11 protein-coding genes are annotated in these 16,804 nt (G+C 46.4%); 10 read left to right on the top strand and 1 reads right to left on the bottom strand.

The annotated features are described in order from the left end of the window. Nucleotides 1-759: 759 nt before the first annotated feature. The 8 genes from V6669_RS06395 (at nucleotide 760) to V6669_RS06430 (ending at nucleotide 13,846) form a co-directional block, all read left to right on the top strand. Nucleotides 760-2,406 (top strand): ABC transporter substrate-binding protein, encoded by a 1,647-nt coding sequence (locus tag V6669_RS06395; protein WP_338594862.1) that lies wholly within the window; start codon nucleotides 760-762, stop codon nucleotides 2,404-2,406. A 207-nt stretch (nucleotides 2,407-2,613) separates the two neighbouring features. Continuing rightward, on the top strand, nucleotides 2,614-3,618 hold the full coding sequence (locus V6669_RS06400; protein ID WP_017690144.1) for an ABC transporter permease: 1,005 nt from the start codon (nucleotides 2,614-2,616) through the stop codon (nucleotides 3,616-3,618). 230 nt (nucleotides 3,619-3,848) lie between these two features. Then, on the top strand, nucleotides 3,849-4,748 hold the full coding sequence (gene nikC, locus V6669_RS06405; RefSeq protein ID WP_253431493.1) for a nickel transporter permease: 900 nt from the start codon (nucleotides 3,849-3,851) through the stop codon (nucleotides 4,746-4,748). 730 nt (nucleotides 4,749-5,478) lie between these two features. Next, nucleotides 5,479-7,359 carry a molecular chaperone HtpG gene (gene htpG / locus V6669_RS06410; protein ID WP_074093900.1) on the top strand — a complete coding sequence of 627 codons (1,881 nt, stop codon included), beginning with the start codon at nucleotides 5,479-5,481 and terminating at the stop codon, nucleotides 7,357-7,359. Nucleotides 7,360-8,064: 705 nt separating this feature from the next. After that, the gene (gene dgt, locus V6669_RS06415) at nucleotides 8,065-9,480 is read left to right on the top strand and encodes a dGTP triphosphohydrolase (RefSeq protein ID WP_076209597.1); all 1,416 of its coding nucleotides are present in this window, start codon (nucleotides 8,065-8,067) and stop codon (nucleotides 9,478-9,480) included. Between the two features lie 42 nt (nucleotides 9,481-9,522). Beyond that, nucleotides 9,523-10,527: an MsnO8 family LLM class oxidoreductase gene (locus tag V6669_RS06420; RefSeq protein WP_338594864.1), complete on the top strand. Its 1,005-nt coding sequence runs from the start codon at nucleotides 9,523-9,525 to the stop codon at nucleotides 10,525-10,527. A 287-nt stretch (nucleotides 10,528-10,814) separates the two neighbouring features. Next, entirely contained in the window at nucleotides 10,815-12,527 is a 1,713-nt protein-coding gene (locus V6669_RS06425) for a methyl-accepting chemotaxis protein (protein WP_338591911.1), read from the top strand. 341 nt (nucleotides 12,528-12,868) lie between these two features. Beyond that, on the top strand, nucleotides 12,869-13,846 hold the full coding sequence (locus V6669_RS06430; RefSeq protein WP_338591914.1) for a methyltransferase domain-containing protein: 978 nt from the start codon (nucleotides 12,869-12,871) through the stop codon (nucleotides 13,844-13,846). 178 nt (nucleotides 13,847-14,024) lie between these two features. Here V6669_RS06430 and V6669_RS06435 read toward each other — a convergent pair whose 3' ends face one another. Then, complete coding sequence (locus V6669_RS06435; RefSeq protein WP_338591916.1) at nucleotides 14,025-14,981, bottom strand: D-2-hydroxyacid dehydrogenase; 957 nt, start codon at nucleotides 14,979-14,981, stop codon at nucleotides 14,025-14,027. Between the two features lie 207 nt (nucleotides 14,982-15,188). Between V6669_RS06435 and thpR the strand changes: the two genes are divergently transcribed. Then, on the top strand, nucleotides 15,189-15,791 hold the full coding sequence (gene thpR, locus V6669_RS06440) for an RNA 2',3'-cyclic phosphodiesterase (RefSeq protein ID WP_338591918.1): 603 nt from the start codon (nucleotides 15,189-15,191) through the stop codon (nucleotides 15,789-15,791). A 130-nt stretch (nucleotides 15,792-15,921) separates the two neighbouring features. Next, nucleotides 15,922-16,779: a cell wall hydrolase gene (locus V6669_RS06445; protein WP_338591920.1), complete on the top strand. Its 858-nt coding sequence runs from the start codon at nucleotides 15,922-15,924 to the stop codon at nucleotides 16,777-16,779. The last annotated feature ends 25 nt before the right edge of the window (nucleotides 16,780-16,804 follow it).

A 16,804-nucleotide genomic window follows, 5' to 3' on the forward strand; every position in this document is an offset into this window, starting at 1 on the left:
ATTGATTAATGTGATGTAAAGTAAGTTACACGAAATTGTTTTTCACCACAGTTTATTTACACAATCCTCCTCATCATGACAAAACCATAACATATGAAGTTATTGTAATGTCTCCCTGTTGTACAATCCAACATCTCAAGATGACTCGTTCATACATTTTACACATCCAATTTGCAAGAGAAAACCACCGTAATAAACAACTTACACATCCAAACAACCTAGCCTATGTTGAGTTTCTTTCATCCGTATTGCAAACGAACGGTACCTAGTCCGGTTCCCACATTCTATGCTCAAGACGACACGCTCAAGGAACAGACTTTATTGCGTAGCCAGCAGCGTAGTATCCATATGCCCATCTGTATTTTTAATCTACTGACTTAAACTTGCTCTTACCGGTCCGTAACCATGTGCTTTTGCTTATTGACCTTAGTTCAAATAAAACGCAACAATCTCATTCAATTTCATAGATTCATCTCACAAGATACGTTGTTGAACCTTTTTCTTTTTCTATAAAAGTAGTCAATCCATGTCCTGACTCAATGTGCACGATCTGATATTTACCTGTATCCCATACGTGTCCCATGCTGTTTTTACATTTCATATACATGCCGTACTTACCCCAGAACTTTAATTCAGGTATCGCAGGCATCTAAAGCCTTTTATATGATACATAGCACCAAACCGATTGCCAACATTGGAGATCTTTCATGCCAGCATCACACACATTATGAGACAGGGAAGGGTGTTGTACGTATGCGAATGAGAAAAAAATGGATGTCCGGTGTTCTAACGATGGCTTTGAGTACCGTATTGGTGTTGTCCGGTTGCTCCAGTAACGAGAGTGGAGAGACTACGCCTGCTCCGGCGGAAGGAACCGACCCTCCAACCGAAACGGTAGCACAGGATACGATGATTATGGGCCGTGGTGGGGATTCCGTAGCGCTCGACCCGGCGATTGTAACAGATGGGGAGTCGCTGAAGATTGGGCATCAGGTGTTTGATTCTTTGCTGGACTACAAGGAAGGCGGAACAGAGGTCGTTCCTGGACTGGCAGAGAGCTGGGAGATTTCGGCAGATGGGCTGAAGTATGTGTTTAAGCTGAAGTCCGGTGTGAAATTCCATGATGGAACGGACTTCAACGCGGAGGCTGTTGTGTTCAACTTCAACCGCTGGGGCGATCCGGCGAGTGAATATAAATTCGAAGGAGATTCCTTCGATTATTACGACTCCATGTTTGGTCCAGAGGACGGACGTGTGATCAAGGAAGTGAAGGCGACGGACGAGACTACGGTGGAGTTCACATTGAACCAGCCACAAGCGCCTTTCCTGCAAAATATTGCGATGACGCCATTTGGCATTGCCAGCCCAACCGCGATTCAGGAGAAAAAAGAAAACTTTAAGAGCGAGCCTGTGGGCACCGGCCCATTTGTATTCAAAGAGTGGAAGCGTAACGACTCCATCACCCTGGAGAAAAACGCGGATTATTGGAAAGAAGGACTGCCAAAGCTGAACAAAGTAATCGTTCGTTCCATTCCGGATAATACCGCTCGCTTCAATGCCCTGCAAAACGGCGAGATTGATGTCATGGAAGACCTGAACCCAGACGATCTGTCCATCCTTGAAGGCAATAGCGAGTTGCAGAAGATCGAGCGTCCACCGTTCAACGTGGCGTATATCGGCTTTAACTTCAAGAAGAAACCATTTGATAATGTCAAAGTCAGACAAGCCCTCAACCATGCGGTGAACAAGCAGGCCCTGATTGATGCATTCTTTGCTGGACAAGCTGAGCCTGCTGTCAACCCTATGCCGCCAACGCTGTGGGGATACAACGATACCATTGAGGATTACCCATATGATCTGGAAAAAGCAAAAGCTCTACTGGCCGAAGCAGGCTTCCCTGACGGGTTGCCTGATCCGATAACCATCTATGCGATGCCGGTATCCCGCCCGTATATGCCTGATGGCAAGAAGGTTGCGGAAGCGATCCAGGCCGATTTTGAGAAAATCGGAGTGACCGTCACCATCGAATCACCGGAGTGGGCAACGTATCTCGAAGATACAAAGGCCGGGGAGAAGGACGACATTTACATGCTCGGATGGACAGGTGACAATGGTGACCCAGATAACTTCCTGTATACACTGCTGGATAAAGATGCCATTCCAAGCAACAACCGCAGTTATTATGTAAACGAAGAGTTGCATGTGTTGCTGACGGATGCGCAGAAAGAAACAGATCAGGAGAAACGTGCGGAGCTTTACAAACAAGCGCAGGCAATTATCAAGGAAGATGCACCGTGGATTCCTCTGGTACACACGACGCCAATTCTGGCAGGTAAAGCCAACCTGAAAGGTTTCGTCCCTTCTCCACTGGGCACCGAATCCTATGCCGGTGCTTATTTCGAGTAAGCTGTAAGCTGAACTTATCCATTTCAGGATAACTGTGATCTGAAGATGGCACTACAGTTCGGAGTGATTACGTTTTAATTCTTTCTCTCAAAGCGCTGGTGAGACGCAATGCTTGGCAGAACCCACATCCGGACGTAACTATCCAAAGCATGCGTGTCTGCCGGCGCTTTTTATTTTGCACGATATGTCGAAGGCAGGTGAACAGGATTGAACAGCTATATTGTCAAACGTGTGCTTGTGTTGCTACCCGTACTGCTGGGCATGACCCTGATTGTTTTTTCCATCATCCACGCCATTCCGGGTGACCCGGCCGAGACCATACTTGGGCAAAAGGCAACCGAACAATCCAAGCAGGCCCTTCGTGACCAGCTAGGTCTGGATAAACCCTGGTTCCAGCAATATTTCGCCTACTTGGGCGATTTGCTCAAAGGCGACCTGGGAACATCCATCCGCACCAAGGTGCCTATTGCCCAGGAAATTGTCCCTTATCTGACAGCAACCCTTGAATTAACGATGGCGAGTATGTTGTTTGCTGTCATTATTGGGGTGAATGCCGGGATTGTCAGTGCATGGAAGCACAACTCTTGGTTTGATTATTGCTGTATGGTCATTGCTTTGGTGGGTGTATCGATGCCGATCTTCTGGCTCGGTCTGATGGAACAATGGTTGTTTGCGAACAAGTTACAGTGGTTGCCATCCATTGGACGCATGAATGCGCGTGATCCGGTGGAAGCCATTACGGGTTTATATGTGCTGGATACGATGATTGCTGGACAATGGAATCAGTTGTGGACCGTAACGAAACATTTGATTCTGCCAAGTGTTGCACTGGGAACGATTCCAATGGCTGTTATTGCCCGGATGACCCGTTCCAGCATGCTGGAAGTGATGAGTTCCGATTACATTCGTACAGCAAAGGCGAAGGGACTGGGTCCGTTTTTTGTCGTATATGGACATGCGCTCAAAAATGCGTTTATACCCGTGCTTACGGTTATCGGCATCCAGACCGGATCGTTGCTCGGGGGTGCGGTGTTGACCGAAACGATCTTTGCTTGGCCGGGTGTGGGACGGTATATATATGAAGCGATTAGTTCGCGGGACTATCCGGTGATCCAGAGTGGCATTCTGATCGTGGCGTTCTTTTTTGTGGTGATCAATCTGATTGTAGATTTGCTCTATGCCGTGTTTGATCCTCGTATTAGTTATAAATAGTTACTCCATAAAGAACCAATCTGCAGAATCGAAGCTAAAAGCTTTCTGAAAGAAAGCTACATTGGAAGCATAGGCTGCGCATTTATCACTGAATTTTCACCTTTAAATAGGGGGATCAATAAAATCTGGGGATAACAGCGATCGGAAGATGGTACTGCAATCGCAGTGCTTGAGTGTAATAGAACTCGTTGATCTTGTATTTCAATCATATCCAGGAAAGGGGACGCCGCATGGCCAAATTATCGACCAATACCGGACCATCCATTGATGCTGCAACAGCGAGTACATCCGGTCCATGGCGGGAAGCGTGGAGAACGTTTCGGAAAAATCGGCTTGCGCTTGCTGGTCTGATTATTATCGTATTTTTTATACTGTTGGCCTTCCTCGCGCCATACATCGCACCTTACGATTACAAGGAACAGGTGCTGGTGGATCGGCTTCAGGCCCCTTCGGCAGAGCATTGGTTTGGTACCGATGATCTGGGGCGTGACGTTTTTTCCAGAGTGCTGCATGGGGCGCGTATTTCCTTGTGGGTGGGCTTTTTCTCCGTCATTGGTTCCATTATTGCGGGCACGCTGCTGGGTCTGATTGCCGGATTTTATGGAAAATGGGCGGACATGCTCATCTCGCGTTTATTTGATATCTTGCTCGCATTTCCCGGGATTTTGCTAGCCATCGCCATTGTGGCGATATTGGGCCCGTCGTTGCAAAATGCACTGCTCGCCATCGCCATCGTGAACATCCCGACCTACGGAAGGTTGGTGCGTTCACGGGTACTTAGCTTGAGACAGGAGGAATTCATAACGTCGGCACGGACACTTGGAGCGGGCAACGGGCGAATCTTGTTTCGTCACATCTTGCCCAACAGCCTTACTCCGCTGATCGTGCAGGGTACACTTGGAATTGGGACGGCGATCATCGAGGCCGCTGCACTCGGATTTCTAGGCATGGGTGCGCAACCACCCGACCCGGAATGGGGCAAAATGCTGTCGGACTCCCGTCAGTTTATACAAAAAGCCCCGTGGACGCTGATTTTCCCCGGCGTTTCCATCATGTTGACCGTGCTTGGCTTCAACCTCATGGGTGATGGACTACGCGATACCCTTGATCCAAAAATGGCCAAAAAGTAGTAGTTTCTAACTCTAATCGTAAATGTCTTTCACCATGCCGGTTCGAACTTTGGTTCGAGGCGGCTTTTGTTTTACCTCCGGGATTACGTTAAAATGATTGGTGATGTGCAAAAGTTGAAGGGGTATTCAATCTTTTTGTTAAAATAACCGCCTGCGTATTGACACCCAATTTTCCCATATGTTATATAAAAGGAAGGGTTTAGCACTCCGATCATTAGAGTGCTAACAAATGATGTTTTTACTATACGCCTACATATGGAATGATTCTGTTTTTGAAAATAGATATTGAACCTGAGTCAGACATGCGAATTCCAAAGGGGCACAACAGACCTGAAGCGGCATTCCACGTTTAATAAAAGATATCACTTCATTGATGATCTCTATCCTAAAAAATCAGTCGCTGATCAGATGCAAAAATAGTGCAGGGGACGAAATCGATTTGGAGGAAGCAGAGCGTTCGCCTTTATCACCGGATTTCTCCCTTTTTAAAAAGGGAATTAAAGAAATACGGGGATAACAGCGATCCGAAAAACGATTCGTAATCGGAACGGCTATATTGCAGAACGTCATGCACTTATTTTTTATAATGAGCCATTAGAGTGAATCACATATCTGTGGACTAGAGCGATCAAGGTTTTTGAGTCTACTAATGGCCGCAGGATTATCTCAGTTACTTCCTATTTTCAACTCAATCATTCGATATCCCAATTTGAAAGGAGTCCAACCATTCATGGCTAAAAAAGAATTCCAGGCAGAATCCAAACGTTTGCTGGATATGATGATCAACTCCATTTACACCCAAAGAGAAATCTTTTTGAGAGAATTGATCTCCAACTCCAGTGACGCCATTGATAAAATTTATTACAGAGCACTAACTGACGATTCACTCGTTTTCAACAAAGAGGACTACTTCATCAAGCTGACAATCGATAAAGAAAACCGCACGCTCACACTGACGGATACCGGAATCGGGATGACGCAGGAAGAGCTGGAGAACAACCTGGGGGTTATCGCGAAGAGTGGTTCCCTGGCGTTCAAGAAAGAAAATGAAGCAAAAGACGGCCACAACATCATCGGACAATTCGGGGTTGGTTTCTACTCGGCATTTATGGTGGCGGACAAGCTGACCGTAACAAGTAAAACGCTGGGCAGCGACGAGGCTTGGAAATGGGAGTCCGAAGGCGCGGATGGTTACACGATCACACCAGCTGAGAAAGATTCCGTAGGTACAGAGATCGTCCTGACGATCAAAGAAAATACCGAAGAAGATTCGTATGACGAATTTTTGGAAGAGTACCGCCTGAGATCCATCATCAAAAAATACTCCGACTTCATTCGCTACCCAATCAAGATGGATGTAACGGGTCAACGTCCGAAAGAGGGCACGGAGAACGAGTTCGAGGAATACCAAGAAGAACAAACCGTGAACAGCATGGTGCCGATCTGGCGTAAAAATAAAAGCGAATTGACTGAAGAAGACTACAATAACTTCTATATGGAAAAACGCTACGGTTTTGACAAACCGCTCAAACACCTGCACATCAGCGCAGATGGCGCGGTGGTATACAATGCAATCCTGTTTATTCCGGAGAATACGCCGTTTGACTACTATACGAAAGAGTATGAAAAAGGCCTTGAGCTATACTCCAACGGTGTACTGATCATGGATAAATGTGGGGATCTGTTGCCAGATTACTTCGGATTTGTCAAAGGTATGGTGGATTCCGAAGACCTGTCCCTGAACATTTCCCGTGAGATGTTGCAACATGACCGTCAGCTTAGCCTGATCGCGAAGAACATTAAGAACAAAATCAAGAGCCAACTGCAAAGCCTGTTGAAGGACGAGCGTGAGAACTACGAGAAGTTCTACCAAGCGTTTGGACGTCAGTTGAAATATGGCGTATACAGCGACTATGGTGTGAACAAGGATACATTGCAGGATCTGCTGTTGTTCACGTCTTCCAAAGAGAGCAAACTTGTGAGCCTGGACGAATACGTCTCCAGAATGCCGGAAGATCAGAAGTACATCTACTATGCATCCGGTGAATCCATTAGCCGTATTGAGAAGCTGCCACAGATCGAGGGTGTTCTTGAGAAAGGGTACGAAGTATTGTACTTTACCGATGACATCGATGAGTTTGCCATCAAGATGATCACGAACTACAAGGAGAAAGAATTCAAATCCATCTCCAGTGGTGACCTGGGTATCGAAGATAGCGCGGACAAAGAAGAAACGGACGCTCAGGACAATGACAACAAAGAGTTGTTTGAAGCAATGCAAGCTCAATTGGCTGGTAAAGTCAAAGCGGTTAAAGCTTCCAAACGCCTCAGAAGCCACCCGGTATGTTTGTCCACTGAGGGTGAGCTGACGATTGAAATGGAGAAAATCCTGAAAGCTATGCCAAACAGCGAAAACGTACAAGCCGACAAAGTGCTGGAAATCAACGTGAATCACGATGTTTTCAAATCGTTGAAAGACGCTTTCGCGCAGGATCAGGAAAAGCTGAACCTTTACACAAGCCTGCTGTATCATCAAGCATTGCTGATCGAAGGATTGCCAATTCAGGACCCAGTAGAGTTCACCAACGATATCTGTAAGGTTATGGTTTAAACTTTCGCAATATCGCAGTGATATAATAACGGTGCACTGAATCAAAGTGATTGAATGTTCCATGCGGTTTCCGGGTGAAAGGCTCAGAGCTTATATAGCCTGGAAACTACAAAATACGGTTGCACCCACTATCTCCACCCCGACAGGGCGTTTCAGTCCTGTCGGTTTTTTTTGTTTTTACCTACAACGGGGAGGGAGCGGGGAGGCAGACTATCATTGAAGCGATGGATGAACATCGTAATGAAATTCTTTAGCCTTTCAAAGTTTTGAAGAATTCCTCCTTTATAGGGAATGTGATGTCATTTAAATTGGGAGTGAATCAAACAGCAAAAGTAGTGAGGGGGACGGAATCGATTCTGAAGAAGCGAAGCGTTCGCCTTTGTCTCCGGGTTTTTGCCTTAGTGAAGGGAATTCAGAAAACCTGGAGACAACAGCGATCATAAGAACGATCCGTAACCGGAACGGCTACGCAAACTGTATAAGTCACTTTTTTTCATCATTAGTCACGATAGTGTGAGTTTAATATGAATCATTGTCATTTAGATGCACGGATGATAGTCTGGCAGGGTATAATAAGAGAAGATGACTGTTCATTACAAGTTGATGTAAGAAGAGATGACAATCGCAGACAGGTTTTACTTTTCGAAACCACAGATGTTGTGTATAATCACTCAAAATAGAGACAGTCGGCTAGGAGTGATCCCCATGCAATGGAACGATCTGAGAGAACATAGACAATATCCTGAATTAACCAAATTGGATGGATCTCGTGCAGCGTATGAACGGGACTATTCCAGACTCATTCATTCACCGACCTTCCGTCGGTTACAAGGCAAATCGCAGGTGTTTGGCGCAGGAACGGGTGATTATTATCGTACTCGTTTGACCCATTCCCTGGAGGTGGCACAGATTGCACGAGAGGCTGCCCGAAGTCTGATTCGCCGTTTTCCCGAGGTGGACTGGGACCGCGCGGACAACCCCGGCCTTATTATTGATTCAGAAGTGGTGGAGTGCGCTGCAATCGCACATGATTTTGGTCACCCGCCGTTTGGACATAAAGGTGAAGAAGTATTGGATGGCATTCTGGATGACCTCATTAACACCGAGGCTAAGAAAATCATGAAAAAAAGCCGCAGCGCCAAAGTTCCCAAGGTCGAGTCTGAAGTACGTGCCGAGTTAAAACGGAAATACGAGCATTTTGAAGGCAATGCGCATAACTTCCGTCTCATTATGCACTTGGAGAAGCGTGAAGATATCGACGGACTGAATCTGTCTGATGCGGTATTACTAGGAATCAACAAGTATCCGTACCCTGGGACAGAGAGCAAAAAAGGCATGTATCATCATGAGTGGCAATATATTCGGGAGATCCGTGATCGCTGGAACGTGCCGGCAGGCAAGAAGACGCTGGAAGCACAGCTGATGGACCTTTGCGACGATATAGCGTACTCCTCACATGACCTGGAGGATGGCATCAAAGCAGGCAAAATTGAAGTACATGAGCATTTCCTGCAAGATCCGCATGTGAATCGACTGATTGTGGATAAAATTACAACGCTGGAGGATCTGTTCTGGAACGGATGGACCCGAGAAGCGATTGGGCAAAAGGTAGAAGAGGTACTCGCTTCGTTCCTGCGCATCTGGAATGAAAAGATGCCGTTCTGCGAACATGATTACTCGCGTACCCGTCGTGAAGTGAAAGCCTATTGGGTGAGCTTTTTTGTAGGCAGCCTGGGCGTTATTGACGATGGCGACTGGAAGAAGGTAACTTTTGTCCGTGAAGGGGCTGAAGACCTTGATATGCTGCGTACGGTGAGTGTGCTCAAGAGTTTTGCCTGGGTGACCATGATTCGTGACCTGCGTGTACAGCGGCTACAGAAGCGCAGTGAGTGGATGATTAAGCGATTATGGGATGCATTCCTCGATCCGGAAACGTCCAAATCCATTATTCCATCCGACTGGCTGCAGCGGTATGAGAAGGATCAAGCCAAAGCCCAGCCGATCTGGACTTGGGAGCACATGGTGATCGATTATATCGCAGGAATGACGGATGCATTTGCCGAGAAAATATATAATGAACTCTACGGTCTGAAGGTGGGTTCGATCTACGATCTGGATTAAAACTAACCGATATAAAGGGAGATGAGACGCGTGGCTAAGCGAATGAGTGAGACGTTCAGTCTGGGCGTACTTGACCTTGTTCCAAGGTTAAACGATGCCACAGCGGAACAGGCACTTCAACAATCGGTGACACTTGCACAACATGCTGAGGCATGGGGATATGCCCGATACTGGACATCAGAGCATCATGATATGGCTGAACTGGCATCGGCCTCTCCCGAAGTACTGTTATCCCATATCGGAGCAAGGACAACAACAATTCAACTTGGCTCTGGTGCGGTCTTGTTGCCGCATTATAGCCCGCTCAAGGTTGCGGAGTCGTTCCGCCTGCTGGCTGCGCTCTATCCGGGGCGCATTGAGCTTGGGCTCGGACGTGCTCCTGGCGGTGGACCTCATGCCACGATGGCACTCAGTGGCAATTACTTGCAGCATGTGTCCAAGCTGCCTGAATCGCTCGCAGCACTCACGGAACTGCTCGAAGACCGCTACATGTACGAGGATCATCCCGTGACAGCTCGTCCGATTCCCAAGCTTCCGTTATCACTCTGGATGTTGGGAACTAACGTGAAGAGTGCAGAATTTGCGGCACGGTTTGGCATGGGATATGTCTTTGGTCAATTCATGAGTGATGCCGATGGTACAGAGGCTGTAAGGCGATACCGAGAAGGATTTATTCCCAGTGCAACGATGAAGGAGCCTGAGGTTATGGTGGCAGTCAGCGTATTGTGTGCCGAGTCAGAGACGGATGCTTTGGACTGGAGTCGTGACATGGCGGAGAGGCGCAAGCTGGATGGGAAAGAACGTTCAACGGAGCCGAATTCAAGTGGTATCGAGGTCTCTAACACGAGTGATGAAGCCGTTAGTGATCAAAATGAATCGGTACGGCACTATGCAGGTACACCTGAGCAGGTATGGGCTCGATTGCAACAGGTGAGTCGCAGGCTGGATTCGGAGAGGTTGCTTCTGGTTACGGCAGGACCAGATTATGAGCGCAGGTTGGATTCATATCGATTGCTGGCTGAGCATAAGACAGCAATACTGAACTAGGCTGATCGCTTTATGATGTTAGCCGTTGGAATCCGAACAACCCGAAGAGCTGCAGATCGGGGGACTTTACCTTATGCTGCAGCTCTTCGGGTTGGACTTTGTCAAGATTCAACAATGTTTTACAAATCCAAGCATCTCAATGACAAAATAATGTTATAATACTTTACGTCTATTTTCCTATCGATATAATATAGATAAGCTCTTTTGACAAGAGGTCAAAAGAAGGGGAAAACAATGACAAAAGCACCTGAATTCGGGATGACCGAAGAGGTCAAGGGGGAAATCATATGTTCAGCAGATTTAAGATCAAGAGTATCGGTCTGCGTATCAGCATCGCGTTCTACTTGTTAATCCTCTGTTTAATTATTTTGAGTGTCACGATTGTCACCCGGATGAATTCAATTGAAACCAACACTAATGAAATTACGAACAATTGGATGCCATCAATCCAGCAAATTAACCGGTTAAATTATACCACAGAGCATGTCCTGTCACTAAGTTATCGTCACTTTGACGCGGAAGAAACAGACAAGGCATCCTTGTCAGAAGAGCGTACCAAGTATATTCGTGAAACGACGCAGGCGATTAAAATCTATGATCAGCAGGAGAAGTCTCCGGAAGAGCTCGAACACTGGACTGCGTTCAAGAACAAGTGGGAAGCATATCTCAAGATTAATACGCAATCGATTAAGCTGAGTGATGAGGGTCAGACACAGCTGGCGAAGGAAGTAGCTGATAAAGGTGCTGATTCCTTTGACACCATGCAAGTCGATCTCGATTATCTCGTGGAATACAATCAGGAACAGTCCAATCTTGCGGCGGCCCAAACGATCAGATCGGTGCAGGATGGTAGGTTAAGCATCATTATCGGTGTTCTTGTCATGATTGTCATTACAGCGATCAGCATTCCGATTATTCGTTCACAAGTCGTGAAACCACTGCTACGTGTCATTAGTGCGGTGAAACTGATTGCAGAAGGCCAATTGAATGTTCAGGACATACATACCAAACATGAGGATGAAGTCGGTGTTCTGGCCAAAGCGGTGAATGACATGAAAGGTAACCTGACTTCCATGGTTCTGAGCGTCAGACGAATTGCGGAAGCTGTCAATCTGCAAAGTGGGGAACTGGCAATATCCTCAGAAGAGGTTAAGATTGGTAGTCGCCAAATTGCTGTGACCATGGAAGAGTCAGCCAAGGCCGCAGAGAGCCAGGCAGAGACAGCCGTGGAATCAGCCCGGACGGTTGAAGCGTTGAATGATCACATTCAAAATCATACGGAACAAGGCAGCCAGTTGCGCGTCATGTCGGATCTTGTTCTGGAACAAGGGCTGAATGGTCGCAAGGCGATGGAACAGTCGGTGCAGCAGATGCAACAGATTTCCGGTTCGGTCTCGGCTTCCATGAACAAGATGGAACGGTTGAATCGTAAAAATGAAGATATTTCCAAACTGGTTCAGGTCATACATGACATTGCACGCCAAACCAATCTGCTTGCATTGAATGCCTCTATTGAGGCAGCACGTGCGGGAGAGAGTGGACGTGGATTCGCTGTAGTTGCATCAGAAGTGCGGAAGTTATCTGAGGCTGTGCAGACTTCGGTCGAAGAGATCACGGCGATTACCGAGGATATTCAGCAAGAGTCACAAGGGGTGGTTTCGGAATTACGTACGGGCGTTCAGGAGACCGAACTGGGTCAGGAACATGTGCTTGCTTCAGGTCAACTCTTCCGTACAATTAACGAATCGGTGGAAGGCATGGTTGGTGTCATCAGCACGATGACAGATGGACTGGCAGGCATGCAGGAAGCAAGCGGACGAATGAATGATTTCAGTCAGCAGATTTCCGCTGTTTCGGAACAATCGGCAGCGAGTGTGGAAGAAGTTTCTGCATCGGCGGAAGAGCAAGTAAGTTCCATGGAAACGATTAGCGGCAATATTCAAAGTCTGAAAGAATTATCGGAAGATTTGCTTACATCCATTGAAAAATTAAAAATATAACCTTCTTCTTATAATAGAAGAAGCTGGAATCACGCAGGCGGCGATTGGTGAGAAATCAGTATGATATATGAGCTGTTGGCCTATAACGTTTGCTGGCAAGAACGATTAGATTTCCAATGTTATAATCTCAAAATAAAGTAAGGCGTTCCTCAATAATGGGAACACCTTATTTTTTTCTTTCCAAATAGATACGTGCAAGGAAATGGATAGTTGTCTAGCGGTCTAACATTGTATACAATGACTACCTGAAGCTTTCGTAACAGCCGATATTTGATATGTCTTCAATGAGCTTACTATTTATATAGAAGAAACATGATTAATGAAGGAAGGGGAGGAGGATTTTGCCTGATGAAACACTGGGTACACACGGTACTTCTGGGAAACACCTCTACACCTTTGCTTGCCACGAGAACGAGCGCGAATTATGCATGCTGGAGCTGAATACGCTGCTTGAACCGAGTTCAGAGATCCGTATGGATATGGGGTCGTATGTGTGGTCTGAACGATGTATTCCACCTGGACGCAGTCCTTTTATCCACGGCAGACTGGACGTGATCGGCGAAGGGGGCAGCGTGACTGATCTGCTTCCTCTTGCCAAAGAGATTCATCTGTTGCCAGAAGAGACATTTAAGGTAGTTTGTCTGAAAGAAGGCGATCATGCCCCTGATTATGAACAGTCTCGCCAACTGGAAAAAGAAGTTGGTATGTGCATTAAAGGCAAGGCACAGATGAAGCAACCTAAGGTGACTTTCGGCCTAATCCGAACAGGAGAAAAATGGATCTTGGGCCAGTGGACAGAAGCTGATCGATCATGGCAGGTTCATCGGCAGAAGCCGCAAAATTACTCAACTGGATTTGGCATCACGCTTGCGAGAGCGCTGGTTAATATTGCTGTTCCGAACGTGGAAAACAACCGATTACTTGATCCGTGCTGCGGTATGGGAACGGTTGTCATTGAGGCTTTATCCATGGGAATTGATGCAAAAGGTAACGATCTCAATCCTCTGGCTGTCCGAGGTGCGCGAATTAATCTGCCGCATTATGGATATGATTCGAATCGAATCACACTGGGGGATATGAATGAACTGCAAGATCTGTATGATGCAGCAATTCTGGACATGCCTTATAATCTCTGCTCTGTACTTCCAGATGCTGAGCAACGAGCCATGCTGGAGAGTTTGCGCAGATTGGCAAAACGGGCAGTGGTTGTTTCCACAGAGTGGGTAGAAGAGCACTTGTTGGAAGCGGGATGGACTGTAAAAGAGTACCGAACAGTACACAAAGGCACGTTTATACGTCATATTTGGCTGTGTATGTAAGCGCAAAAAAACAAAAACTCTACCTCTGAGGAAATTTCCAGAGGTAGAGTTTTTTTATTGCTTACAATATCCTTTGACTAACTGTTTAGACGAGAACGTAGAGGACAGAAATATTCTTTAGTTCAATGTATATCGTTGATCTGATTTGCACAATATTGCATGGGAACGGGTGTTTGTGTTAATATTTATGACTATAATCCACAAGGTTCACCGGCAGGGTCTTGCCAGCGACGTAAGCTTCCAGATTTTTGACGAAAATATCGACTGCTCGATCCGCGTATTGCTCTGTACTTCCTGCGATATGAGGCGTAATTAACACGTTATCCATGCCCCATAGCGGGTGGTCTGCAGGAAGAGGTTCTTCTTCGAACACGTCCAGTGCGGCGAAGGCAACTTGGCCGCTTTGGAGTACATTCAGCAACGCTTCCGTATTCACACTGGGGCCACGGCCGACATTGACGAAGCAGGCACCGGATCGGAACTGCTCAAATGCAGTTTGATCATATATATGTTTGGTTTCATCAGTTAGCGGTAAAATGTTAATTACATAATCGCCCTGGCTCAAGGCTTCATGTAAACCGGTCATGTCGTACATTTTGTCCACATTGGGGACATCCTTACCTGAGCGGCGAACTCCGATCGTACGCATGCCAAGGGCTTTGAGAATACGGGCTGTTTCCGTGCCAATCTCACCTACACCAACGATGACTGCTGTTTTGCCATGCAGTTCCGGCAGTGGTTTGGCAGGAGCTTTCCATTCGGCCTGCTGTTGATGCAGCATAGCTTGTCTCAGCCAGCGACTGTGGGATAACATCATGCCCAGAATAATTTCGGTGATTGGAATCGCGTGAACTCCATTTGCACTGGTGACCTGAACGTTCTTTTGTTGCAAATCTGCGAAGGGGAGATTGTCCACACCGGCAGACCAGACCTGAACCCACTTCAACAGGCTGTCCTGTTTCAATGCATGTTCTGTGACGAGTGGGGACCAGCCGAGAATAATCTCAGCTTCTTTCAACTCAGCAGGGTCCAATTCCTTGGCTTTTCCGAATTTCAGGGTGTATCCCGGTGCAGCATGCTGAATGCGTTGTTGCTGTTCTTCGGATAGAGATGGAAAACATACAATTTTACCCATAATGTGTGGTCCTCCTGAGATAAATAGTTTGATGAGTTTGATAATTAAAGTGTATCAGATTTGGTGTTGGATGTGCATTAAGGTGGGAAATGCAGGAATCTAGCCTTATTTGCAAATGGTTATATTTGTGTCACTCTATACTTACCCAACTTGAAACGATATGTATAGTCATGAAATAATAGAGCGAACTTTAGAGAGGTGTATGCAATGAATAACCAATCACATCAGGATCATTCATCCCGACGGGAAAGATTGTTTGTGGCAATTCGTCTTCCTGTTGCTGTTCAGCAGTCTCTTCAGATGGATGCAAGGCTTGTACAGAACAAGCTAGATTTTCGTAAATGGACAGATCATAGAGATTATCATATAACCTTGCAATTTCTGGGGGATACGTTAGTTAGTGACATCGGGCACCTGCGAAAAGCATTGCGCTCAGCAGCAAGCGGATTGCAGCGGTTTGAACTTCAGCTTTCCGATTGGGGCACATTTGGACTTGAAGAAGCACCTAAGGTGCTTTGGAAGGGTGTTAGCGGAGAGATAGAGCACTTGTTTTCATTGCAAAAACAAATCGTGCAGGCGACTTCGCCCCTTGGGTATGAAGCTGAATTAAGACCTTATGCTCCCCACATTACCATTGCCAGAAAATATCTGGGACAGCTTCCAGGTAATGATAATAAAGGGGTATCTGGAGTGCTTCCGGAACATTCCACAGGTGCTAATTCATGGATGGTGGAGGACATTGTACTTTATGTGACAAGGCTGGGCCAATCGCCAATGTATGAGGTCGTGGATACGTTCGCTTTTTCCTGATAATCATTTTTATGCCATAAAATCACATTGACATAACGTTTATCCCTATGTAATATTAGCCATCGTTATTCAAATTCTTTTTTTTGGGTTACTTAGTTAAGGGAATTGTTTCGACAGGAGGAATCTTCGAATGAACATTATAAGCAAAAATCGTTGGGTAGCACCGATGTTATCAGTGCTGCTTGTATGTATAGTGGGGGTAAATGTCGTTCAGGCGACGGGGAAGTGGAATGAAGCTAGTGATAGTAAACAGATGACCGAACTTGCGGCTTCTGTGCAAAATAACCAAACATCTACGCAAGAAGAGAGGCGCATGATGGAAGATGGGACAAGTCTGTCTTCTAATCTGTCTGCCAAAACCGTAGCGTGGACTGAATCTCTGCCAGCGAAGAACTGGCTTACGACTGCTCAAGAAGAGCAGGAACTGCAAGAAGCCAAGGCCAAGAACAAAGCTAGAGCGGTAGCTGCGGCCAAAGCCAAAAAAGAAGCTGCACTGAAATTGGCCAAAGTGAAACGTGCCAAAGAAGTCGCTGCTGTAACAACTCCCCCCCAAAAACTATACTTTACACGGACCAAACTTCTGAACCAGGAAGACTCGAAACTCGCAACCTGGTCATACAGTGTGTCCGATAAAGAACTGCATCTGCTGCAAAAAATCGTCATGGCAGAAGCGGAAGGTGAACCGTACGAAGGCAAAGTGGCAGTTGCCAATGTTGTCTTAAACCGGCTGCGGTCAGCCAATTTTCCCGATACCATTTACAAGGTCATCTATCAGAAATCCCAGTTTAGTCCTGTAGCGAACGGACGTATGAAACGTGTGGTTCCCAACGAGGACAGCATCAAAGCAGTGAATGCTGCATTGAACGGGAAGAAGGAAGTTGCTGATGATACGTATTATTTCTTATCATTGACGCTTGCCGACGATCTGACAGTTGCCCGCTCGCAGAAAAAAGTAAAAACGATCGGTCATCATACTTTTTACAAGTAATCGACCCGTAAATTCTGCAAACAGG

Origin of the sequence: Paenibacillus sp. Y5S-9, assembly GCF_036894235.1 — a bacterium.
Lineage (GTDB): Bacteria > Bacillota > Bacilli > Paenibacillales > Paenibacillaceae > Paenibacillus.

Coding starts and splice junctions, on each gene's coding strand:
- V6669_RS06395 (WP_338594862.1), top strand. CDS start 760: ATGAGAAAAAAATGGATGTCCGGTGTTCTAACGATGGCTTTGAGTACC.
- nikC (WP_253431493.1), top strand. CDS start 3,849: ATGGCCAAATTATCGACCAATACCGGACCATCCATTGATGCTGCAACA.
- htpG (WP_074093900.1), top strand. CDS start 5,479: ATGGCTAAAAAAGAATTCCAGGCAGAATCCAAACGTTTGCTGGATATG.
- dgt (WP_076209597.1), top strand. CDS start 8,065: ATGCAATGGAACGATCTGAGAGAACATAGACAATATCCTGAATTAACC.
- V6669_RS06420 (WP_338594864.1), top strand. CDS start 9,523: ATGAGTGAGACGTTCAGTCTGGGCGTACTTGACCTTGTTCCAAGGTTA.
- V6669_RS06425 (WP_338591911.1), top strand. CDS start 10,815: ATGTTCAGCAGATTTAAGATCAAGAGTATCGGTCTGCGTATCAGCATC.
- V6669_RS06435 (WP_338591916.1), bottom strand. CDS start 14,981: ATGGGTAAAATTGTATGTTTTCCATCTCTATCCGAAGAACAGCAACAA.
- thpR (WP_338591918.1), top strand. CDS start 15,189: ATGAATAACCAATCACATCAGGATCATTCATCCCGACGGGAAAGATTG.
- V6669_RS06445 (WP_338591920.1), top strand. CDS start 15,922: ATGAACATTATAAGCAAAAATCGTTGGGTAGCACCGATGTTATCAGTG.